The following is a 22,160-nucleotide window of genomic DNA, read 5'->3' on the forward strand; positions in this document are numbered from 1 at the left end:
AATTTACCCTTTCTTATAAATTATAATTACACCCTTAAAGATAAGAGTGTGTTATAATTTTATCCCAAAAAAACAGATAAAGGAGATTTTATGGTCGAAGCCTATTTTAAACAGATACAACCAGATATAGCTAAATACAGAGAAAAACTCTGCAGAGAAAATGTAATAATTGATAAAACTAACATGTTGTTTCTTAATCTTATTCTTAACATCCTAGATTATATGGCGACAGAAGATGCCCAGAAATTAGATATAGAGTGCGAATACAATATCTTAACTATGAAAAAAGAGTTTGAATCAGTCATATATGGTAGTTCTATAAATGAAAAAACTCAACTTATTTTACTAACTTTTTTTCTAAGAATCGCCAAAGAGATGGATGTAAAATATGGAAAAATAGAAAATGAATATCTGCAAGAACTCTATACAATTATGACATCAAAAGGGTACAAATACCCAAGTTACATAGGAAGTCAAAAAGAGTTTGCTCTGGATAAAATGCCAGAAAATATAAAGAGAATGGAGCGATTAAGATAGCTCCAAAAATGGTGTGCACTCTTCAGCAAGCTTCTTGTATTGCAGCTTGTCTGCAATAAGCATATCGATTCCACCAAAACTTTTTACAACAAAAGAGATGAGTGATTTTATATCCTCATCACTATCAGTATCGCATTTCACGCCAATAATATCTCCAGTAGAAAATATTTTCTCAACTTCACAATTTGTATCAATTGCAATAACAACTGCTCCTTTTTTGCTCAACTCAAAAGCCTTCTCCCGAGCTTTTTCATCTACGGCGTCGACTATGATTACTATTTTTCCACCATATTCTAGTTCATCACTACTCTTTTTCAGTTTTGCCTGCTCTAACGACCAATACTCAACTTCAAAAATCTCTTTTTGCCCAAGCGCCTTGTATCCACCAAGCTTCTCTGCCTTTAAAATCGCCTCGAATGAGTGGTTGTTTATATCTTTTATGATATTTGCCTCTTTTGCATTTTTACCAAAAGAGAGGCTTCCTTTGCCCTTTAGTATTGCAAAATTTGGGGCAGGATTTAAAAGTATCTCATCTTTTTTGTTCTCTAAAAAATATTGCTTGTAATCTTCTACAAAGTTTTGTAACTCCTTCTCAAACTCATCCGTAAGTATTACTGGGACTCTCTTTGTTCTTATAACATGATCTGGCGTGAGAGGACCTTTTATAGCAATCTTTTCAATGTTTTGTTTTGAAAAATATATCGCCTCTTTGCTATCATTTAACACAGAGATAATACTGCTTTCTTTTATGAGCGAGACCTCTTTTCTGATTTTTGCAAGCTCCAAAAGATCTGCGGTTGTGCTTTGGTTTTGAATATCTAAAACCGCGCCTCTCTTAAACAGATAATTCTCCGCCATATCAACTAGTTCTATAGTTTTCTCGTAAGATATTTTTGCATCATCACTAAAGGTAAATAGTCCATGGTTCATAAGAACGATACCCTCTAAACTGTTCCAATCCACATCTCTTGTCATCTCATAAACAAGTTTTGCAAGAACAAATCCAGGCATAATATATGGAATAATCAAAACTTTTTCCCCAAAAAGCTCTTTAATCTTCTCTTCACCATTTTGTGTGTTTGTGATAGTTACAACTGCATCAGCATGAGTGTGATCCACAAATTTAAAAGGGATAATAGCGTGTAAAATAGCCTCAACAGATGGATTTGGAGCACTCTGATCAATCATGGCTGCTCTTTGCCCCTTAACCATATCCTTATCGCTTAGCTCCTTTAACTCCGCCATTTTTAAAAGTGCATCCATTCTAACGCTAGCAAAACCCTCAGCCTTAATAGTCTCCAAATCCCAACCACTGCCCTTCACCAAAAGAACATCAACTACATCACCGCAAGAGTCCGTAGCTGTCGATTTTACAGAAGTATTCCCACCGCCATGCAAAACCAACGATGTATCTGCACCTAACAACCTCGATGTATAAACTCTTAAATCTAAGTCTATTTTATATTTTTTTGCTTCTGCGTCGTTATATAAACTTTTCATTTTTTAGTAACCTTTTTTTGCTAATCTTTTGGATGAAATAATATTTATTATAGCTTGTTATAATTTTAGAAAAGATAAGGAGCTAAGATGGGTTGGAGTTGTCAGCATGATTATAAAGGTTACTGCAAACTTCTCAGCAAAGAGTGCCTACCAGGGATGAAAGGTTGTACTTTAAAAGGAAGTGGATATACATTTAGTACAGGAAACTATGAAGATGATAAAAAAGCTGTTGATAAGGCGAACGACAAAGTCTCTAGCATAAAAGAAGAGATAGATTTTATAACTTTAGCAAAAAACAACTAAGCCAAAATAGAATTATTTACTCCAAAACTCCAATGGGTTTGGATACAAGAAGTTATAGTCCAGCTCTTTTATTAGTTTTTGCGAAGAGACCACGCGATTTGTCATACCACTAAAACTCCCAAACTCAAATCCAAAATCTTTACTATTTTTTTCATGTACCTTTGAGCGAAGCGGATGGATTGGTGCGACAAGATTATAAATACCCTTTATAATGTTTTTCTCTATCATGATTTTCGTGATATTTATGACATCGTCTTTATGAATATAGTTTACTTTTCCATCCTCAAAAGCAGAGATACTTTTCCATTTTCCAGCAACTCTGTCGTCCCCCATTAGGCCGCCAAGTCTAAGTATCAACAAATTATCCCTTAAACTGCTCATCAAATCTTCTGCTTCTTTTTGAAGGCTTAGCCCTTTTATCTCAACACTCTCATTAATCTCATTATTAAACTCCTTATAAACCGAAGTGGAACTCATAAGTATTATATTTGAGGCTGGATTTGTAAGTTTTGCAATATTACGAAGTGCTACAAGATAGTTGTCTTTTGTGTTTATTGCAACTATTATGATGTCGTTTTGCCAAAAAGAGGAGTTTTCTTCTATTTTATTGCGAACAAAACACTCAACTGCAAAATCCTGCGAGAGCAGAGTGGCAAGCGGTTGACCTAACCAGCCACATCCAACTATCCCAATCTTCTTTAGCATCTATTTTTGAGGATTGTTAGTTTGATAGCTCTTCTTAATCACTATCATCTCATAAAGTGAAACTTTAGGCATCGCTTCTTCTATAAGCTTATCGGTGTCACTAAACTTACCCTTCATTTTCTTAATATCATCATATCCAGCTGGTTTAATTTCGTTCATTGCTGTGCCAATTGCTACCGACCATAAAAAAACAAGCATTATCCAAACAGTTTTTTTTGATCCTGTATATACTCCAAGAAAGTGAAAACCTATACTAAGCAGTGCTGCTACACTCAGTAAAATTGCTAAACTCATTTAGTTGCCTCCCTTTTTGGTATAAGACCTTCTTTTGCATCTGTGCCTTTTGCCATAGTGTCAATATCCTCTTTTATATTTGCATTTTTAACTATCTTATCGCTGAAACTTTTAACACCAATTGTACTAAGCACCATCAAAGCTGAAACAGCTATCAATAAAAATAGCGCCATTGCATATCGCTTTAGTACCTTTCTCATTTTTATTTTGCATCTGGCTTGAGCTTAAATCTGTCGGTTTTTTCTATCTCCATCTGCGGTTCACTACCAAGCCAGCCAACACATCTTGCAGTATGAAAATCTCTCTCATACTCAGGATTCTTAAAAAGATGATTTTCTACTCTCCACCCCTGCTCTTTTGATAGTAAAACAGATTTTGAAATTGTACGGCGCATTTTATTTTCACAAATAATAGTTTTACCAGAGTTGAAAAGTCCTTCAACCTCTGTCATTCTTGAAGTTGTTGTGCTGTAATGAAGGCCTATCATAATGGCAACAAAAGCACCAACAAATGACATTCCTTTCTTGAAAGCCCCTCTTGGTACAAAATCTCTTGATGTAACAAAAGCTGTTACGCTCAATATAAAAATACCTATTACTATATACGCTGCCTCTAATTCTAAAAAAAGTTCCATTTTGTCTCCTGTTATTATCTTATTTTATTAAAACTATGTCTCTTAGCAAGAAAAATTAATTGCTATATTTATCTTCCCAAATATCAAACTCTGGAGAGAAGTAATCAATACGAACTTTTTTAAATTCGCGTGAACTGTAAAGTGGCATATAGCTTTTTGCTTCTATCTCTTTAGCCATATCTGCGATGATGGCACTTGTCTCATCCGTGCTTTTTCCATGAACCATTGTAAAAAGATTATATTGCCAGTTTGGATATTTTGGACGAAGATAGCAGTGGCTTACAGCACTAAATGCAGCTGCCTTCTCACCAATCTCTTCACCTCTTGTCTCGTCTATATCCCATACAACCATTGCATTTGCGCTAAATCCTGCTTTTCTATGGTTTAAGATTGAAGCAAATCTTCTCATAACGCCAGCCTCTTGAAGCTCTTGAAGTGTAAGAAAAAATTTATCATAATCAATTCCAAGCTCATCAATAATCTTTTTAAATGGCTCTTCTACTATGTCTATGTCATATTGAACACTTCTAATGATTGCGTGATGAAGAGGTGTCATCTCTATTTCAGTATGCTGAACTCTTTTTACTTCCTCTTTTTTCTCATCTTTTCCGGTTGTATTTAACTTCACACTTATTTTAAATAACTTTAGCGTAGGAAGCATTATATAGTCATCTGCTCCTGTTGCTTTAGCTAATATCTCTAGAGTTTTTTCTAGTCCAAATTTAGAGTTTGGCGCAACTGCCAAAGTAAACCAGATATTAAAATCATGATTTCTCTCATAGTTATGAGAGATTCCAGGGTGAGAGTTGATAATTTTTACAGCATCACTTATCTTGTCCGCTGCAACTTTAAAAGCAACCAATGATGAGATATAGCCTAATCTTTTTGTATCAAAAATTGCTGAAGTTTGACGAATAATATTTGCTTTTTTTTGCTCTTGTAAAATAGAGAGAACTTCTCCTTCTCTCATATTTAGCTCATCTGCTATCTCTTTAAATGGCCTTGCCACAAGTGGGAATTTTTTCTGGATTCTGGATAAAATTTCATCTTTCATACTGCTTATATTTCCGTTCATACTTTTATTTTGTCGATTCTATTATAGTTTTAATTAATAGTAGTTGATTTTTATCAATTTAAAATATTTAAAATTATGTGATACTATGTCAAATAAACAGAGTAATAAGTGAGAGAAATGAGTTATTTTCCGGCCTTTTTAAAACTTGATAATAAAAAAATCCTAATCGTTGGTGGAGGCTATATAGCTTATGAAAAGTTAGAACATCTGCTTGATTTTACTACTGATATTTCGATTATTTCGATGGAACTATCCGAAGAGATGACAAAAACCATCAAAGAAAAATCTCTCTGTTTTGAAAAAAGAGCTTATGAGGTAGGTGATATAAAAGATTTTGCTGTCGTTATTGTCGCGGTTGACGACATTTCGCTGCAAGCTAAAATTTTTGCAGAATCAAAACTCTACAACTGCCTATGTAACTCTGTTGACTCTGTGGATTATTGTGATTTTATATTTCCATCTTATATAAAAAAAGATGACCTAACTATCGCTGTATCAACTTCTGGGGCCTCTCCAGCCATGGCAAAACAGTTAAGAGCATATATAGAAAATTTAATTCCCACAACAATTGGTGAATTTCTAAGAGAGATGAGAGAACTAAGAACAACATTGCCAAAAGGCAAAGAGAGAATGAAGATGCTTGAAGAAAAAGCAAGCAAATATATAAAAACATGGAGCAACAGATGACACAAAAAAAAGTTTTAATTTTCGTATTTTTTACAGCATTTCTTATTTTAGGAATAGTTTCAATGCAACGAGCAATGCCTCCAGCAAAAGAGGCTCGAATCTACAAAGCCCTACATGTTTATAGTCCATACGAGATGGAAAAAAGAGTTGGCGGACTAGAAATTTTAGATAAGCGAGACAACACAAAAGAGAAACCAAGTTCAAAAGAGGTTCTTTTTAGATTTGATGAAGTAGAGGGACAATGGGGTAAGGAGCATTTTAAAATAGATGGAAATGAAATTTCAATCTCTGATGAGAAAAATCAAACCGTTGGTAAAGTTTTAATTGAAACAGAAAAAGAGAGAGCTTTTGTTAAAAGGTTTTACGGAATTTAAGATATCTTCAAATCCAACTAACTTAAAATTTTTCAAGAACTAACTAGCTTTAGTCTGAAGATTGATTTAGAAGATTTTCTTTTAGTTTAAGAGAGAAATAGAGCGCCCCAAGCAGAGTTAAAATTGCACTGTTATATAAAATCGTATAATTAAAATAGTGCAAAATCACCCCGCCGATTATAGAAAAAAACATTCCTAAAGAGACAATATTCATCTGAAGCGCTATGTAAATTGGTCTTTTTTGTGGTGGTGCAATTTTTAGTATAAGATTACTTGAGGCAATGCGACTTCCATCCATTGATGCACCAATTATAAAAAAGATAAGTGAATACTCAAATAGCGAAGATGCGTTTAGTGCTATAGCTATTGCTCCAAGCTGGAAAAGTATTGAGATTTGCGCCGTTAGTCTGTTTTTATCACTTCCACTAAGCTTCCCCCACAAAAAATTACTAACCATTGCGCCAACCATTTGAGTAGTAATCAAGCTACCAATAGCAACTCCATCAAGATCTATCTTCGTTTTTGCATCTAAGATGATAAATGGCAAAGCAATCAGGTATCCATATGCCAAAAGAAAGGTTGTTATCTGGATTTGAAGATTCTTATCAGCCTTTAAAAGCACCCAAGAATTATGCAAAAATTCCTTAAATGAACTCTCTTTTTTAGATGTCTCCTTTTTAATTGGCTCATCAACCAAAGAAAATGCCAAATAACCAAAGCCCATGATAAATGAGCTGATGATAAAAAGATAGCCATAGCTATATGGCGGAGTGAAAGATTCTAAAATCCAAGCCGCCAACGCGCCACTGAGAAGTCCTCCTGCACCACTAAAAAATTGACGATATGCCATAGTTTTTCCACGAAATTTATGGCTAAATATCTTAGCCATAATCTCCCTAAAATATATTGCAGCAAATCCAGCACTAAATGAGAATAAAAATAACCCTAATCCCATAAAAAAAAGTGTTAGATTTGGGTAATCTTTACCAAAAATAACAATAGCAATACCAATAAAAAACCATGATAAAAATCTAATAAAGAAAATACGACGAAGATATGGCAACATAAGTTGGTAACTTTGCGCATGAAAGGCAGCAAAAAGCTGAACTACAATAGCTCCACCACGAAGAAGAGATGCAAAAAAACCAACAAGCATAGAACTTCCACCAAAGTAATTCACAATCAAAGGTAAGATAGTTGATGGCTCAGCTATTGTTGTACCAATAGCCAAAAAGAAGCCATGTAAAATATTTTTTACATGGTTAGAGAATTTATCCATTTAATTTTTCAAAGCCCTCATCAATACTTTTTACCTTATCGCAAACAAAAAGTGAAATCGCTGCGTTTAATTTTGCAAGTTTTAAAAATTCTGATGATGGGTTATTTATCTGCTCCAACGACTCATCAAGGGTGATTGCATCCCAAGATTTTGTGTAATTTATCCCGTATCTCTCAGTCTCTATGATAATCTCTTCAACTTCTGCACCTTTTACTATCCACAAGCGACCCTTACTAAAAAGCTCTGGAGTTCCTTCGTTACCTTGAAGCAGAGCAAATCTTTTATATCTATCTGAAAAAGTTTCAACATATTTTTTTACATAAGGTTTATGAAACACGCCAGTCATTGCATATTCGCTATTTGCAACTCTTGGGAGCTTTTCAATAGTATTTAATCCCGAACGAAGACCAAGCCTCATACGAAGATTGGTTAATTCGTGCATCTCTTTAAAAAAATCTGCTCTATCAAAATAGTGAATATTGCTGCTAAGCTCTATGTTTGTAGCTATATTTTTTAATGTTATCCCTTTTTTCGCAGGTGTTAAATCATCACCAATCACAACAATATTGAGCTCAGAATCTTTTAGCAGTTTTGCCACCAACGGAAACATATAGGGATTGTTCTCTTTGCCATCAAATGGATATCCTAGTTCAAGTGAGTTTTCAACCGTTGTCTTTCTTATAAACCCATCGCAGGCTTCAACGGCGCCTCTAAACTCCTCTGTCGTCTCTGGTTTTAGTCTCCACCCAAGTAAAAATGCTGCTATTTGTTCATTGTGAGCACTTCTCTTTAAAATCTGCTCCATCATATCTTTTGACTCTTCAAAAGTTAAATCTCTATTTCCTTTTACACCTGTTCCTACTGCATGTATATACTTAAAAAAATCCATATTTTTACTCACTTTTTACAATTTTTTTATTTTTTGTGTATGATATACTTATTTACTTAATATCAGATAACAAAACATTGTTTGATATTTTATATAATAAGCTACAAAATAATATAAGGATTCAAGAATGTCAAAAGTTGTTTTAATCACAGGTGCTTCTTCAGGGATGGGCGAAATAAGTGCAAAATTTTTATCTGATAACGGATACGTAGTTTATGCCGGAACAAGAGATAAAGTTGCAATATCAGATAATGCAAAACTAAAAAATATTTATGTTGATGTAACAAAAACAGAGAGTATAAAAAACGCGGTAAATTTAATCATTAAAAACGAGGGAAAAATTGATGTCCTTGTAAATAACGCAGGATATGGTCTTTTATCAACGCTTGAAGATGGAACTGATGAAGAAATTTTTAACCAATTTGATGTAAATGTATTTGGACTTATCAAAACAACAAGAGAAGTTCTTCCATATATGAGAGAGGCAAAAAGCGGAGTGATAATTAACATCAGTTCGTTTTTAGGAAAGATGGGCCTTCCTCTTTTATCTCATTATAATGCTTCAAAGTATGCTGTTGAGGGGATTGTAGACTCTTTAAGATTTGAGGTACTTCCATTTGGCATAAGAGTACACTCAATCCAGTCAGGCCTTTTTGGCACAAATTTTGTTAAAAAAGGATTAGTTGCAAATGCTAAAACAACAAGCGAAACTTCTCCATACAAAGAGTTAGTATCTCACTTTGTTCCAATAGTTGCAAAAGCCATAAACGAGGGCCCCTCTGCACAACCAATAGCTGACGCCATAAAGATGATTATTGAGGATGAAAATGCTGATATTTCAGTGCCGGTAGGCGCAGAAGCAGTAACTTTTGTGCCGTTAAGAAAAGAGCTAAGCGACAAAGATTTTGAGCAAAAAATCAGAGATACTTTTAGCCTCTAACTGATTTTTTTAAACATAAAAAATAATCATTCCATACCCATAATAAGTCCGCGTGCATCTGAGAAAGTGCGCGTTTTTACGAATTTCTAAAAGTTTTTAAAATTTAAGATATTTAAAGAGTTAGTCGCTGATATAATTCTACTTAAAAAAATTATTTAAAAGAGTTCAAAATGATTCAAGATATAGTTATGATTCTCGTAATGGGTGTTCCAATGCTACTTTTTTCCGTATATCCTGGAATTAAGATTGGCGAGTATCTTGAAGAAAAATATTGTATTAGTGAGAGAACAAAACGATTGGTGATGATTATATTTACAATACTGTTTACGCTAACTATGTCCACGCTACTACATTTTATCTAGCTATATTATTAAGTTTTCCTTATAATATGTTTCATATAGTTACAACAATTATAAAACAAATCTTAAAATTTAAATTAAGTTTGAAACTTGATATATATCAACAAAGTTTAATCTAAATCAAACTAAAATTCTATGTGATTCTGAAAAAGTATAACAATTGAAGGGGGTTTGAAGATGGTTCAAGAGACTATAATAATTCAAGATATTATTGCTAATGATTTTTTAACAATATTTATATCTTCTTCTCTTGTTTTAGTATTTGGAGGATTCTATGTTGGTATATATACGGCTGTAAAAGTTGGGCTGCTTAAAAAATGGGCCATGCTTTTTGCTTACATTTTTTGGATATTAACTGATTACTGTTTATATCTAATGGGAAGCTTAATGCATGTCAACGATTTTACGGGCAAGGCTTTAGTTATGGCCGCTATTGGATTGTTATTGCTTCCACATGCGGTTTATCACATGCAAAATCGAGTTCATGAAGAAAATGAACACTAGATTTAGTATATATGCAAACTTATAATTTATAGGAGGGTACACAGTGGCTAAAAAAACTGTATGGAGTGACAATCGTTTCTGGCAACGCTCAGCAGCTTGGATTACGGGCTTCGCATCAATCTTACTCATTTGGTTAACGTTTGATACGATACCACAAATAAAGATGGGTAATGATGCTGATTTACAAAATGGTGTAACTAAGAGGGTTCCAGGACCAACGGTTATTAACTACAAGATTACTTATGAAATGAACACTAAGCGTGGACATGAAATTCCAGTAATTGGCGGAATGAATGCAGAAGGAACTTCAGCTTTTCAAGAAAAAGAGAAATTCTTTGGTCGTGATGACTGGAGCCAAGATGAGGCTATGGAACTACTTGCTTTAGGTAAATTAGCTTCTCAATCAAAAAACTGTATGAATTGTCATACACTTCTTGGAAATGGAGCATATTATGCACCAGATTTAACTAAAGCTTGGTTAGATCCAGCGTGGGGACCAGAAGGTTCAATGCAATCAATGACAGGAAAAAGTACAAAAGAAGAAGCAATGGCTGAATTCTTACAACATCCATCGCAATACCCTACTCACGCTCGTATGATGCCAAATCTTGGTATTACAGCTGCAGAGGCTAAAGGTTTGGTAGCTTTCTTGAAACATATGACATCAATTGATACAAATGGTTTCCCGAGAAACTTCGCAAAAATTCAAGGAGCGGTTCATGGCAAATAATTATTTAACTACAGAATCAAAAAAACTAGCAACATGGTATTTTACTTTTGCTGCAATTATTTTTGGCGCGCAGTTGGTGTTTGGTCTAGTAGCTGCATTTCAATATGTAATGCCAGGTTTCTTATTTGAAATAGTTGACTTTTCTGTTGCTAGAATGATACATATTAATGCACTTGTTGTATGGATGGTATTTGCAATGATGGGTTCAGTTTATTGGTTATTACCTGATGAAACAGGTATTGAAACAGTAGGAATTGGACTTGGAAAATTACTTTTCTGGGTATTTGCAGCAGCAATCGTTATTGTTGTTCTTGTATATCTATTAGTTCAAGTTGGACCAGCAGATCAAACTACTATCTGGTTTATCAATGAAGGTCGTGAATACTTAGAAGCACCTCGTTGGGCTGATATTGGTATTGTTGTTGTTGTTCTTGGTTTTGTATATAACCTTTATGCAACAGGAATGAAAGGTAACCGTTCAGGTATCGTTACTGTACTTATGGCTGATATGCTAGCATTTGCTGGTATCTACTTAGCTGGTATGGGTTATACTGATAATATCTCTATTGATCAATACTGGTGGTGGTGGGTAATTCACTTGTGGGTTGAGGCTACTTGGGAAGTTTTCGTTGGTTCGATTGCTGCTTATGGTCTTATCACTATGATTGGAGCACATCGTAAAGTTGTAGAAATGTGGTTATGGATTGAAGTAGCTATGTTATTTGGTTCAGGTATCTTAGGTATCGGTCACCACTACTTCTGGATTGGAACACCTGAATACTGGTGGGAAATTGGAGCACTATTTAGTGCACTAGAGCCATTACCACTTGTTGCTATGTTCATCCATGTACTATATGACTGGGGTAAACAACAAGGTGCACAAGAAGCACAAGGAAAAGAGGTTTCTGTTATAGCTAACAAACCTGCATTTACTTGGTTCGTACTACAAGCTCTTGGTAACTTCTTGGGTGCTGGTGTATGGGGATTCTTTCATACATTCCCACAAGTTAACCTTTATACACACGGTACACAGTTTACATCGGCGCACGGTCACTTAGCGTTCTTTGGAGCTTATGCAACTATCTTGATAGGTATGTTTTATATAGCTGTTCAAGGTAAGCACGGTATTAAAGTTATGCATGCAACTAAAAAATCTATCTGGGCAACTAGTATGATATTTGGTGGTGTACTTGGTATGACTGCAGCGCTTACTATGTCTGGATATGTTCAAGTTCTTGTTGAGCGTGCTCAAATGGGTGCTAGTTGGTCAGGTTACTTTGATAGTCAAGCAAGTGTTTGGTTTGCGCAAGGTATGGATTGGAGACTTATAATGGGTATAGTTACATTCTTAGGTTTCGTAATTCTTGTAACAGATTTATTGAGTATCGGTAAAGCTACTCATCACGAACGTTAAGGAGACAGTTATGTTTGAACCATTTGTAGATATTGTTCCTAGTTTCTTTGGTTGGTTAAACCAAGGTCCTATGACTCTAACAATCTTTTTACACACTTTTATAGTACTTCCAATGTTTTGGATCTACAAACAAGAGAAAGCTCGTTTAGAAAAAGAAAATCACTAATTATTTTAGTGAAATAGTTCCTGGGCCTTTGGGCCCTAAATGTCTAATTTTAGAAGGAGAAATAAAATGAGATTAAATAAATTAGTTATGTCTGTTGCTACTTTAGCGGTTGTTAGTTCTGGTTTACTTGCTGATACATCTGCAATGGATGTTGAAAAAGTTTTTGAAAAAGAGTGTCAAGGCTGTCATGGTCCTAACCACGAAGGTGGTGTTGGTTCAGACCTTCGTCCTGCGGTTGTTGCTAAGAAAAATTCTTACGCACTTGCTGATACAATTTTAAATGGTAGAGCTGGTACAGCAATGCCACAATTTAAAGAGAAGTTCTCAAAAGCTGATGCTGATAAAATGGTTGATTATATTCAACACTTTAAAGGTAAAAAAATTGATACACTTACTTTAGATGCTGTAAAAAGTGGATGGAAAAAACTTAACGATAGAATGGCATTTTTCACAAAATATCCAAATCCAACGGATGTTGTCAGAAATACAGATATCTGTTTCGTAACAGAGAGAGATGCTGAGCGTGTTGCTTTCGTTGATGGTACTAACGGTAAAATCTTATCTAAGCACCCAGCTGGTTTTGCTGTGCATGTTACAGTAACTAACAAGCGCCAACCTCGTTATGCTTACTCAATCTCTCGTTCAGGTTTAGTAACAATGTTCGACTTAAATACTCCAGGTCAACAAAAAATTGCTGAAGTTCAAGTTGGTTCTGACTCTCGTGGTCTTGCAGTTTCTCCAGATGGAAAATTCCTAATGGCTGGAAACTATGTACCAGGCGGAGCTATCTTAATGGACGCTATGACTCTTGAGCCATTAAAAGTTTACCCAACATCAAGCGTAATAAAAGCAAATGGTGACATCGATTCATCTCGTGTAGCTGGTATTTTTGATACTCCGTACGGTCCTTATATTGCATTCGCACTTAAAGACGGTGGGCATGTTTATATCGTAGATTACTCTAAACCGAACTATCCAATTGTTGGAGATATTCCAAATATTGGTGAAATTCTTCATGATGGTTTCTTAAATGAAGGAAAAGAGATTGGTCGTTATCTATTCATTGCATCTCAAGGTTCTGATGTTGTTGGTGTTGTAGACTTTAAAACTAAATCTTTAGTTACAAAAATCTATACAGGTCCATCATCTAAGCCACATCCAGGTCAAGGTTCTTCTTGGTACAATGAAGGTTTAAGACAACAACTTGGTGCTACTGTTAACATGAACTTAGGTCAAGTAACTATCTGGGATAGCAATTTTGACGTAATTCGTCAAATCCCAACTGCTGGTGGTGGTCTATTTATTGGTACATCCGAGCATACTCCGTTCCTTTGGGCTGACAATGTTATCGGTGGAGAGTCTGCATGGAATCAAATTCACTTGATTAACAAGCAAACTCTTGAGCTAGACAGAATTCTTACTGTTGGCACCGAAAAAGGTACTATTACTCACCCTGTAACTCACAAAGTTATGCATGAGTGGAAAGTTCCTACGGTTAAAGACAAAGATGGAAAAGTTTTAACTCCTCGTATCCTTCACGCTGAGCCAGCAAACCATGGTCACTGGCAAATGGTTTCTGAGTGGAATGCAGGTCGTATCGGTATCTATGAAGCTGAGACAGGAAAATTTGTTAAATATATCGAAGGTTTAACAACTCCTACTTTCACTTACTCTATTGAGCACAGACAAACTATACCAGGCGCATAATTTGCACCTTCTCTCCTTTTTGGAGAGAAAATTTATAAAACGCTCTATATAATCCTCTATCCTTTTTTAAATACCAATAAAATCTTATATATCATTTAATTTAATAATTTAGCCTACTTATAGTGCATAATTCAAGTTTATTTTTGTTAGAATAATGAACAAAACGAAAGATTTATTATGAAAAAAATTATACTTATTTTATCGGTTGCCCTCTCTTGTTCCCTGTCAGCCGAGCCAGAAGGAAAAGCTGTTTTTGAAAAATATTGTTGGGGTTGTCACCATCAGACAGCCATGGCATTTGGTCCTCCATTTAACGAAATAGCAAAAAAGCGTTCGCTTGAAGAGATTCAGGCATACATAACAGATCCAGAATCAATGTATAAAGCATTTGGATATAAACGAACCGCTATGACAAAACTAACACTAACAGACAAAGAGAGAGAAGTTGTCGCAAAATATATTCTTACATACAAAGGTAAATAATGTTTAGACTATCAAACCTAATAGCTTCCGTAGTAGAAAATAAGCCGGAGAGGGTATTAAATGGCTCTATTGCGATATGGAATTTTACAAATAGATGTAATCTCTCATGCCTTCACTGCTACTCAAAATCAACTCTTGATGAAATCGATACGCTTACTACAGAGCAGATAAAAAAAACTATTTTAGAGATGAAAGAGAATGGTGTTAAGTTTATTATCTTCTCTGGTGGAGAGCCACTCACAAGAAAAGACCTGTTTGAGATTGCTGATTTTTGTAAAGAGAACAAGATAGTTACTTATCTTTCAAGCAATGGTCTATACTTTACAAAAAGCAATGTCCAAAGAATTGTTGACACTTTTGATTATGTTGGTATAAGTATTGATGGTGATGAGTCTACACACGACTACTTTCGTGGCTTAAAAGGTGCTTTTAGAGAGACGCTGAAAGCTGTGCAGTTGGCCAATGCAACTGGAGCCAAGGTTGGTATTCGTTTTACTGTAACGAAAGAAACCATAAACTCTCTGGAGTATATCTTTGACTTAGCAGAGAAAGAAAATATCCCAAAAATATATATATCACATCTTGTCTATTCTGGACGAGGACTTGATAATCTAAAAATGGATTTAACTAAAGAGCAAAGAAGAGGCTCTGTTGAGTTTATCTTAAAAAAAGCGTTTGAGTATTACGAAACAGGCAGGGATATAGAGATAGTAACTGGAAACATGGAGCAAGATGCAATTCTCTTTTTAAATGAATTTGCTCTTAAATATCCAGAGTTGAAAAGCATCATGAGAGAGAGATTGGTTAGTTGGGGCGGGAATAGTGCTGGAAGAAAATTGTTAAACATAAATAGTGAAGGCGATGTAAGACCAGACCCATTTTTTCCTTTTACAGCCGGCAATATTATAGAAAAAGATTTTGGCGATATTTGGAAGGGCGGCGAGCTACTTGATAAACTAAGAGTTCATCCACGCACATATATCAGCGGAATTTGTTCAGATTGCGAGCAGATAGATATATGTAATGGCGGCTCAAGAGCAAGAGCTTATGCAGTAACTGGCGATTTGTGGAGTGAAGATCCATCGTGCTACTTAACAGAGAAAGAGAGAAAGAGAGAAAATGACTAATATTATGAATAAAAAACTACCAATAATTTCTATTGCGCTAGCGCTTTTAATAGCCTTCTCTTCACTTTGTGCACAGTCACTAAACCCTATTCTTAGTGATTTAGATAAAGAAGAGAAGCTGTTTATAGTTGAGAGAGAGAAAAGTTCTCTTGCCATAGTTGAAACTGGATTAACCAAAGGTCATTTAGATGGCATGCATGATATGAGTCATGGCGTTGTTAAGTTTGATGGCAAAGATGGCTATGCTATCTCTAGAGATGGGTATGTTATTAAATTTAATCCGGAGACAGAAAAAGTTATAAAAGATTTTAAAACAAGTGATAGTGCAATTGGGTTTACGGTTGAGAAAAACTATATAGCAGTGGCAAACTATGCTAAAAAAAGTGTAGACATTTTAGATAGAAACTTAAACCCTATAAAATCATTTAGCACTAATTCAAAAAATGTTGGAATTAAAGCTTACAAAGATTACCTGATATTTGCTCAGATGGATAACGACAAAATTACTATATTAAAAGATAAAAACGATGGCAAAACACTTCCAAATTTTGAGATTTTTAAAGAGTTTGAAAATGTTGGAACAATGCCATTTGACGCAATGATAAAAAACAATAACTTTATTGTTGGATTTTTCAAAAGCGACTTTTTTGGTGTTGTAAATCTTGACACTATGGAGTACTCAAAAATTAAAATCCTACTTGAAGACAGAAAGCCTGTTTTAAAAGTTCCACATTTTGGCTTTTGGAGCATAAGCGAGGGGAATGTTTTCATCCCAGCTGTTGGCAATAACAAGGTTTTAGTTTATACATCTGACTTTAAATTTGTAAAAAGCATTGAAACAGAAGGTCTTCCGGTGTTTACCGCTCTTAGCCCTGATCAAAAATACATGGTGGTAACATTTAGTGGGGACAAATTTCCGGTGGTTCAAATCATTGATACACAAACACTAAAAATTATTAAAAGATTTGAGTTTGACGGAAAAGTTTTACATGCAAGATGGTCAAATCTAAGACCGAATTTATATCTATCTGTAAACGACACAAACAAAGTTGCAGTTATTAACACTAAAGAGTGGTATTTAGCTCGTGAACTATTTGGCATAAATAAGCCATCTGGTATTTTTATCTATGAAGGAACTAAATAATGGGTAGAGTTTATTTAACTGGCGCTGGTCCTGGGGACATAGAACTCTTAACCATAAAAGCACTAAGGGTCATCAAAGATGCTGATGTTATTATATATGACCGTCTAGCAAATCCAGAAATTCTTGAAGAAGCAAAAAGTGGATGTGAGTTTGTCTATGTAGGAAAAGAGGATGGCAAACACATTGTTCCTCAAGATGATATAAACGAAATTATTTATCAAAATGCACTAAAACATGAGAGTGTAGTACGCCTAAAAGGTGGTGACCCGTTTGTTTTTGGTCGTGGTGGCGAAGAGGCAATATATCTACTTGAAAGAGGTATAAAGTTTGATATTATTCCAGGAATAACCTCTGCAATAAGTGCTCCTGCATATGCTGGAATTCCCGTAACTCACCGCGGTGTTGCTGTTAGCTTTAGAGTCGTTACAGGGCATGAATCTCCACATAAAAAAGAGTCACAAATCCCTTGGGAGACATTTAAAACTGACGATACTATTATTTTCTTAATGGGACTTCATAATCTACCCAAAATAAGTAAAAAGCTCATAGGCATTGGGAAATCTAGCGATTGCCCGTGTGCTGTAATCTCAAAAGGAACAACAAAAGATCAGAGTGTTGTTGTTGGAACACTTGAAAATATCGTTGAAATAGCCAAAGATGTCCCTACTCCAGCGTTAATTGTTGTTGGAAAAGTAGTAGAACTAAGAGAGCAGCTAAAGTGGTTTGAGTGAGATGCTTAAGAGACCAGACACAAATGAGGCGGTGCAAATCGCACCAAATATATATTGGGTTGGTATGCAACTGCCGAATGACCCATTTCAGTGTCACTCATATCTTATAAAAAACGGCAATGATTCAATCCTTATTGACCCTGGCTCAATGCTTGAGTTTGATGAAACCGTTAGAAAAATAAAAAGCATTATTGATATAAAAGATATAAAATATATCATACTTCATCATCAAGATCCAGATTTAGCAGCAGCAGTTCCAGAGATAGAAAAATTAATAAACAGAGATGACCTGCTTATTGTAACACACTCTAGAATATCTCCGTTAATCAAACACTATAAGATAAGCTCCAAATATTATGAGATAGACAAAAGAAATAACGAATTAATAACAAGCAGTGGATTTAGACTTGAATTTTACACAACTCCATATTGTCACTCTCCTGGTGCCTTTGTTAGTTATGACCCACTAAGTAAAACACTTTTTTCAGGTGATATTTTTGGCGGGATAGAGGAGTCATGGGAATTTTATGCAGATGAGACATATTTTTTTAAGGCAAAACTATTTCATCAAGAGTATATGCCAAGCAAGGATATCTTTAATTATGCACTAAATAAAATAGAAAAACTAGATATAGAAATAATTGCCCCTCAGCACGGTTCCATAATAGAAAAGAAGTATATTTATAAACTAATTAAAGATATGAAAAATCTAGATTGTGGACTTTATATAGAGAGCGGATACAACCGAGAACTCATAGACACTATAAAAGAGCTCCAAAACAAGGAGCAAATATTAAAAGAGAGAGATTTACTACTTTTTGAGCAATCAAAAAGGGCAGAAATTGGAGAGATGATTGGTAATATTGCCCATCAATGGCGACAACCTTTGGCTATTATAAACGCCTCTGTTTCAATCTTAAAAGAGAAAAATGGTGCAAATATATTAACAAAAGAGGAAATTGCGCAAAAGCTCACTAGAATGGAAGAGAGGATAGTATATATGTCTGATACCATTGACGATTTTATGAACTATTATAAACCAAACAGAGGGTGTTCTCTATTTTTAATCTCAGATGCCATCAAAAAAGCGCTTGAAATAGTAAGTTTTTCTCATAAAAATACCAAAGTGAATGTAACTCTTGACCTTAATGATAACAATAAGCTATATGGACTTATTAATGAGTTTGTGCAGGTTATTGTATCTATACTATCAAATATAAACGATATTATTATAAGTGAAGCTCCAAAGGATGTTAACATTATAATCTCACAAAAAAGCAATGAATTCTTCTCGACAGTAACAATAGAAGACGACTGTGGCGGGATTAGTGATGGAAATGTATCTAAAATTTTTGATCCCTATTTTACAACAAAACACAAATCTATTGGGACAGGACTTGGGCTCTATATAGCAAAAATGATTATCCAAGATAAGATGAATGGTACTTTAAGCGCAAAAAATAGCGGTAATGGTGCTAAGTTTACAATAAAGATGAAAAATGACAATAGATAAAATCAATGACATATCTATACTGGTAGCTGAAGATGAAACAGAGTTGTGCGAATATATTGTAGAGTATTTAGAAATATTCTTTAGTAGAGTTTATAGAGCAGAGGATGGCATAAAGGCACTAGATATCTATACGCAGAAGCGTCCAAACATAATATTAACAGATATAAATATGCCGAATCTTGATGGACTATCACTTATTTCTAAAATCAGAGAAAAAGATAAAGAGACTAAAATCATCATAATGAGCGCCCATTCTGAGCAAGAAAAACTACTTGAAGCAATTAAACTTCAGCTAGAGGCATATCTCATAAAACCAATAAAAACCGATATGTTAAAAAAAACACTTATGGATAGTGTAGAGCTAATCAGAAAAACTCAAAGACAAATTCGCTTAAGTGAAAATACATACTGGAGCAAAAACGGCGATACGCTAATATTCAAGAACAAAGAGATTAAGCTAGTAAAAAAAGAGTATGAAATTATAAAACTACTTTTATCCCAACCGAATCATATTTTCTCTTCACAAGAAATTTTTAAACATCTTTGGCAAAAAAAGGGTGATAAAGAGTTTTCAAACAGCGCGATAACCTCTCTTATGAAAAGACTTCGCATAAAACTCTCAGAGGATGTGATTATTAATATTTATGGTGCTGGATACAAGATAGCCCAATTTTAGACTCTCTTGATACCCAAAAGTTTTCAGTACTTATTTAGTTTATACTTTTCATATAGCGCTGAAGCTTTTGGATTACCATCTTCCATAGATTTTTTTGCCCACTTTTTCGCCTGTTTAAATTTTGATTGCTCACAATATATTTCAGCAAGAAGATAATACGCCTCTTTATCTCCGTCTTTGGCGTTAATCTCTAGCCATTTTGATGCTTTATCAAATTTTAGTATCTGCATATATAAGCGGCCAACATTTTTTATAGCCTCTTTGTGTCCTTGTAGCGCGGCACTCTCTAGAAGTTCAGCTGTTTTTGTTGCATTTATATCAACTGCATCGCCCTTATAGTACATTAACGCTAAATTAAATTTGGCGTTTGGATTGTTTAATTTTGAAGATTTACTTAGGTAATTAAGTGCTTTTGTTTTATTTTGCTCAACATTATAGCCATCCAAGTACATCATACCAATATCATATTGTGCCGAAGCGTTAAATCCATCAGCTGCTTTTTCAAGCCAAAAGATTGATTTTTTGGTATCCTTTTCAACTCCCAGACCATTTGCATAAAGATAACTAAGTGCACTCTGTGACGCACTATCTCCATCTTGTGCACTCTTCTCATAAAGCTCAAAAGCTTTCGCATACTCTTTATTTTTAAAAGCTTTTAAAGCATCGCTATCAATTCCATAGAGATTAAAAAACAGTAAAAATCCAATAATAAAAACTCTAAACATATATACTCCCTAATATTTTTTTCAATAACTCTTGCATTTAAATCCACCCTTTTCGCTTAAAGATATAGACAGGTAAAATAGATGAGGCAATCATCATTGCGATTGATAAAAGATATCCATATTGCCAATGTAGCTCAGGCAACAAGTCAAAGTTCATCCCATAAATACTGGCTATCAATGTTGGTGGAAGAAACACCACATTTACAATGGTAAACATTTTTATAACTTTATTTTGCTCAATACTCAAAACTCCAACAAATATATTTTGAAGATAATCTAGTCTCTCAAAATTAAAATCCGTATAATCAATTAGAGATTTAATATCTTTAAGCATAACAGTCACATCATGTTTTAGATTATGTTTATATTTATTTGACTTTAAAAAAGAGCTAAGTATTCGTTGTTTATCGTTAAGATTTTCACGAAGCTGCATATTGAGGTCTTCAAGCGATGAAATTCTCTCTAGTATCTCTTCGTCATCATTTGTGTAGTCCGTTAAGACATGTTTACGCAAACGGGTGATGTCTCGTGAGAGTTTCTCTATTATGTCTGCATCAGCATCTATTCGTATATCTAAAATTTGGCAAAATATATCGTAACCTGTTTCAAACTGTTTTGGAGTAGCAAAAATCTTACGGTTAAACTCATCAAATGTATATAGCTTTGTATAGCGGATTGAGATTAGCAGGTCATGGTACAAGATAAAAGAGACTGTTTCATTATGGGAGCTATCTTTCGCGGTTATTAGAAAGTAGCTGTTAATCTCAATCTTATCGCTCTCTTCCCAGTAACGAGAACTTATCTCAATCTCTTCTGTCTCTTGTTTGGTTGGAAATTTGATGTTAAATGTATTTTCAATAAAAATAATCTCATCATATGTGGGCACCAACATATCTACCCAGACAACTTTATCTATTATTTCACCATCAAGCTCCGTCATTGTGTCAATAAGGGCTATTGCATTCTCGTTGCGAATATAACATTTAATCATGGCTACTACTTATAGGAAATTATTATGGGAATTTTATCTGAATTTATAACATTTAGATTATAAGAAAAAAAGTTTGCTTGTTTTAAAAATCTTTTACCATCAAAAAAGCGAAAGATTCACCAGCTAATTTATAAAAAATTAATCTAAAAACAATCTTTTTGCAGTTACAAATCTAGTGACATAGTAAGCCTTGTCTATGCTGTCAACAACAACTTTTTTTAATTTGTAAGAGGCGTGTATCATCTTTCCATCGCCTATATAGATACCTACATGACCGATTGCTACACCTCTTGTCTTGAAAAAGAGCAAATCTCCCGCCTGAATATTCTCTTTGTCAATTTTCGTTCCGAGCTGAGATTGCTCCTGTGCGCTTCTTGGCAATAAAAACCCAAGATTTTCATATGTTTTTCTTGTAAAATTTGAACAATCAGTTAAAACATTCGAACTTGCACCAAATCCATACTTGGCACCCTTCATATCAAAGGCATTTTCAAGAAGAGATTTGACTTGCGGGGATAGCTCTTTTGAGGATGTTTTTGGTTGATATACTAAAAACATAGACTCTTCGTCCACTGTTGTGTCGGAAAACAAGATGGTTATTCCAAAAAACAGAATAAATAAAAATTTCATAATTACCCTTTCATGGGGGTACTTTTACAAAAAAGCACCCTTT

Annotated in this window: 28 protein-coding genes; 17 read left to right on the forward strand and 11 right to left on the reverse strand. The window is 34.5% G+C overall.

Annotation, left to right across the window (positions count from 1 at the left end):
* Positions 1 to 90 precede the first annotated feature (90 nt).
* The gene (locus PHV22_RS05995; protein WP_295021718.1) at positions 91 to 537 is read left to right on the forward strand and encodes a hypothetical protein; all 447 of its coding nucleotides are present in this window, start codon (positions 91 to 93) and stop codon (positions 535 to 537) included.
* Here PHV22_RS05995 and PHV22_RS06000 read toward each other — a convergent pair.
* Positions 529 to 2,037: a class II aldolase/adducin family protein gene (locus tag PHV22_RS06000; protein ID WP_295021716.1), complete on the reverse strand. Its 1,509-nt coding sequence runs from the start codon at positions 2,035 to 2,037 to the stop codon at positions 529 to 531. The two genes, PHV22_RS05995 and PHV22_RS06000, sit on opposite strands and share 9 nt — an antisense overlap.
* A gap of 87 nt (positions 2,038 to 2,124) precedes the next feature.
* Here PHV22_RS06000 and PHV22_RS06005 point away from each other — a divergent pair, with 87 nt between their 5' ends.
* On the forward strand, positions 2,125 to 2,340 hold the full coding sequence (locus PHV22_RS06005) for a hypothetical protein (protein WP_295021714.1): 216 nt from the start codon (positions 2,125 to 2,127) through the stop codon (positions 2,338 to 2,340).
* A gap of 12 nt (positions 2,341 to 2,352) precedes the next feature.
* Here PHV22_RS06005 and PHV22_RS06010 read toward each other — a convergent pair whose 3' ends face one another.
* Genes PHV22_RS06010 through PHV22_RS06030 form a run of 5 tightly spaced genes read right to left on the reverse strand, consistent with a single transcriptional unit; the run spans position 2,353 to position 5,048 of the window.
* Positions 2,353 to 3,045: a hypothetical protein gene (locus PHV22_RS06010; RefSeq protein ID WP_295021712.1), complete on the reverse strand. Its 693-nt coding sequence runs from the start codon at positions 3,043 to 3,045 to the stop codon at positions 2,353 to 2,355.
* The gene (locus tag PHV22_RS06015) at positions 3,046 to 3,339 is read right to left on the reverse strand and encodes a hypothetical protein (RefSeq protein ID WP_295021710.1); all 294 of its coding nucleotides are present in this window, start codon (positions 3,337 to 3,339) and stop codon (positions 3,046 to 3,048) included.
* Positions 3,336 to 3,512 (reverse strand): hypothetical protein, encoded by a 177-nt coding sequence (locus PHV22_RS06020; protein WP_295021708.1) that lies wholly within the window; start codon positions 3,510 to 3,512, stop codon positions 3,336 to 3,338. The genes PHV22_RS06015 and PHV22_RS06020 overlap by 4 nt, the downstream gene beginning before the upstream one ends.
* A 29-nt stretch (positions 3,513 to 3,541) precedes the next feature.
* Positions 3,542 to 3,973, reverse strand: coding sequence for a hypothetical protein (locus tag PHV22_RS06025; protein ID WP_295021706.1), 432 nt, complete (start codon positions 3,971 to 3,973; stop codon positions 3,542 to 3,544).
* A gap of 55 nt (positions 3,974 to 4,028) precedes the next feature.
* The gene (locus tag PHV22_RS06030; protein WP_295021704.1) at positions 4,029 to 5,048 is read right to left on the reverse strand and encodes an Lrp/AsnC family transcriptional regulator; all 1,020 of its coding nucleotides are present in this window, start codon (positions 5,046 to 5,048) and stop codon (positions 4,029 to 4,031) included.
* Between the two features lie 117 nt (positions 5,049 to 5,165).
* Here PHV22_RS06030 and PHV22_RS06035 point away from each other — a divergent pair, with 117 nt between their 5' ends.
* Entirely contained in the window at positions 5,166 to 5,735 is a 570-nt protein-coding gene (locus PHV22_RS06035; protein ID WP_295021702.1) for a bifunctional precorrin-2 dehydrogenase/sirohydrochlorin ferrochelatase, read from the forward strand.
* Positions 5,732 to 6,109 carry a hypothetical protein gene (locus PHV22_RS06040; protein ID WP_295021700.1) on the forward strand — a complete coding sequence of 126 codons (378 nt, stop codon included), beginning with the start codon at positions 5,732 to 5,734 and terminating at the stop codon, positions 6,107 to 6,109. Before PHV22_RS06035 ends, PHV22_RS06040 begins: the two co-directional genes overlap by 4 nt.
* A gap of 49 nt (positions 6,110 to 6,158) precedes the next feature.
* Here the strand turns inward: PHV22_RS06040 and PHV22_RS06045 are convergent, their stop codons facing one another.
* Complete coding sequence (locus PHV22_RS06045; protein ID WP_295021698.1) at positions 6,159 to 7,388, reverse strand: MFS transporter; 1,230 nt, start codon at positions 7,386 to 7,388, stop codon at positions 6,159 to 6,161.
* Entirely contained in the window at positions 7,381 to 8,277 is an 897-nt protein-coding gene (locus tag PHV22_RS06050; protein ID WP_299946384.1) for a glycosyl transferase, read from the reverse strand. The genes PHV22_RS06045 and PHV22_RS06050 overlap by 8 nt, the downstream gene beginning before the upstream one ends.
* 127 nt (positions 8,278 to 8,404) lie before the next feature.
* Between PHV22_RS06050 and PHV22_RS06055 the strand changes: the two genes are divergently transcribed.
* The 13 genes from PHV22_RS06055 (at position 8,405) to PHV22_RS06115 (ending at position 19,771) form a co-directional block, all read left to right on the forward strand.
* Complete coding sequence (locus PHV22_RS06055; RefSeq protein ID WP_295021694.1) at positions 8,405 to 9,217, forward strand: SDR family oxidoreductase; 813 nt, start codon at positions 8,405 to 8,407, stop codon at positions 9,215 to 9,217.
* A 170-nt stretch (positions 9,218 to 9,387) separates the two neighbouring features.
* Complete coding sequence (locus PHV22_RS06060) at positions 9,388 to 9,579, forward strand: hypothetical protein (RefSeq protein ID WP_295021692.1); 192 nt, start codon at positions 9,388 to 9,390, stop codon at positions 9,577 to 9,579.
* A gap of 174 nt (positions 9,580 to 9,753) precedes the next feature.
* On the forward strand, positions 9,754 to 10,080 hold the full coding sequence (locus PHV22_RS06065; protein WP_295021690.1) for a hypothetical protein: 327 nt from the start codon (positions 9,754 to 9,756) through the stop codon (positions 10,078 to 10,080).
* 163 nt (positions 10,081 to 10,243) lie between these two features.
* A complete protein-coding gene (locus tag PHV22_RS06070; protein WP_295021688.1) occupies positions 10,244 to 10,810 on the forward strand; it encodes a c-type cytochrome in 567 nt (188 codons plus the stop codon).
* Positions 10,800 to 12,224, forward strand: coding sequence for a cbb3-type cytochrome c oxidase subunit I (locus PHV22_RS06075; protein ID WP_295021686.1), 1,425 nt, complete (start codon positions 10,800 to 10,802; stop codon positions 12,222 to 12,224). The genes PHV22_RS06070 and PHV22_RS06075 overlap by 11 nt, the downstream gene beginning before the upstream one ends.
* A gap of 10 nt (positions 12,225 to 12,234) precedes the next feature.
* Entirely contained in the window at positions 12,235 to 12,390 is a 156-nt protein-coding gene (locus tag PHV22_RS06080) for a hypothetical protein (protein ID WP_295021684.1), read from the forward strand.
* Between the two features lie 66 nt (positions 12,391 to 12,456).
* Positions 12,457 to 14,097 (forward strand): nitrite reductase, encoded by a 1,641-nt coding sequence (locus PHV22_RS06085; RefSeq protein WP_295021682.1) that lies wholly within the window; start codon positions 12,457 to 12,459, stop codon positions 14,095 to 14,097.
* A 177-nt stretch (positions 14,098 to 14,274) separates the two neighbouring features.
* Positions 14,275 to 14,580, forward strand: a complete 306-nt coding sequence (locus PHV22_RS06090) for a cytochrome c (protein WP_295021680.1) — start codon at positions 14,275 to 14,277, stop codon at positions 14,578 to 14,580.
* Entirely contained in the window at positions 14,580 to 15,707 is a 1,128-nt protein-coding gene (locus PHV22_RS06095) for a radical SAM protein (RefSeq protein ID WP_295021678.1), read from the forward strand. The genes PHV22_RS06090 and PHV22_RS06095 overlap by 1 nt, the downstream gene beginning before the upstream one ends.
* Positions 15,700 to 16,851 carry a cytochrome D1 domain-containing protein gene (locus PHV22_RS06100; protein ID WP_295021677.1) on the forward strand — a complete coding sequence of 384 codons (1,152 nt, stop codon included), beginning with the start codon at positions 15,700 to 15,702 and terminating at the stop codon, positions 16,849 to 16,851. Before PHV22_RS06095 ends, PHV22_RS06100 begins: the two co-directional genes overlap by 8 nt.
* Positions 16,851 to 17,582 (forward strand): uroporphyrinogen-III C-methyltransferase, encoded by a 732-nt coding sequence (gene cobA / locus PHV22_RS06105; RefSeq protein ID WP_295021675.1) that lies wholly within the window; start codon positions 16,851 to 16,853, stop codon positions 17,580 to 17,582. The genes PHV22_RS06100 and cobA overlap by 1 nt, the downstream gene beginning before the upstream one ends.
* A 1-nt stretch (position 17,583) precedes the next feature.
* Positions 17,584 to 19,095: an MBL fold metallo-hydrolase gene (locus tag PHV22_RS06110; RefSeq protein WP_295022337.1), complete on the forward strand. Its 1,512-nt coding sequence runs from the start codon at positions 17,584 to 17,586 to the stop codon at positions 19,093 to 19,095.
* Positions 19,082 to 19,771 (forward strand): response regulator transcription factor, encoded by a 690-nt coding sequence (locus PHV22_RS06115; RefSeq protein WP_295021674.1) that lies wholly within the window; start codon positions 19,082 to 19,084, stop codon positions 19,769 to 19,771. The genes PHV22_RS06110 and PHV22_RS06115 overlap by 14 nt, the downstream gene beginning before the upstream one ends.
* A 23-nt stretch (positions 19,772 to 19,794) precedes the next feature.
* Here the strand turns inward: PHV22_RS06115 and PHV22_RS06120 are convergent, their stop codons facing one another.
* From PHV22_RS06120 to PHV22_RS06130, 3 genes are all read right to left on the reverse strand, one after another.
* On the reverse strand, positions 19,795 to 20,496 hold the full coding sequence (locus tag PHV22_RS06120) for a tetratricopeptide repeat protein (protein ID WP_295021672.1): 702 nt from the start codon (positions 20,494 to 20,496) through the stop codon (positions 19,795 to 19,797).
* Between the two features lie 37 nt (positions 20,497 to 20,533).
* Complete coding sequence (gene corA / locus PHV22_RS06125; RefSeq protein WP_295021670.1) at positions 20,534 to 21,487, reverse strand: magnesium/cobalt transporter CorA; 954 nt, start codon at positions 21,485 to 21,487, stop codon at positions 20,534 to 20,536.
* Between the two features lie 138 nt (positions 21,488 to 21,625).
* Positions 21,626 to 22,117, reverse strand: a complete 492-nt coding sequence (locus PHV22_RS06130; protein ID WP_295021669.1) for a C40 family peptidase — start codon at positions 22,115 to 22,117, stop codon at positions 21,626 to 21,628.
* Positions 22,118 to 22,160: the final 43 nt, after the last annotated feature.

The sequence above is a fragment of the Sulfurimonas sp. genome (genome assembly GCF_028713515.1).
Lineage (GTDB): Bacteria > Campylobacterota > Campylobacteria > Campylobacterales > Sulfurimonadaceae > Sulfurimonas.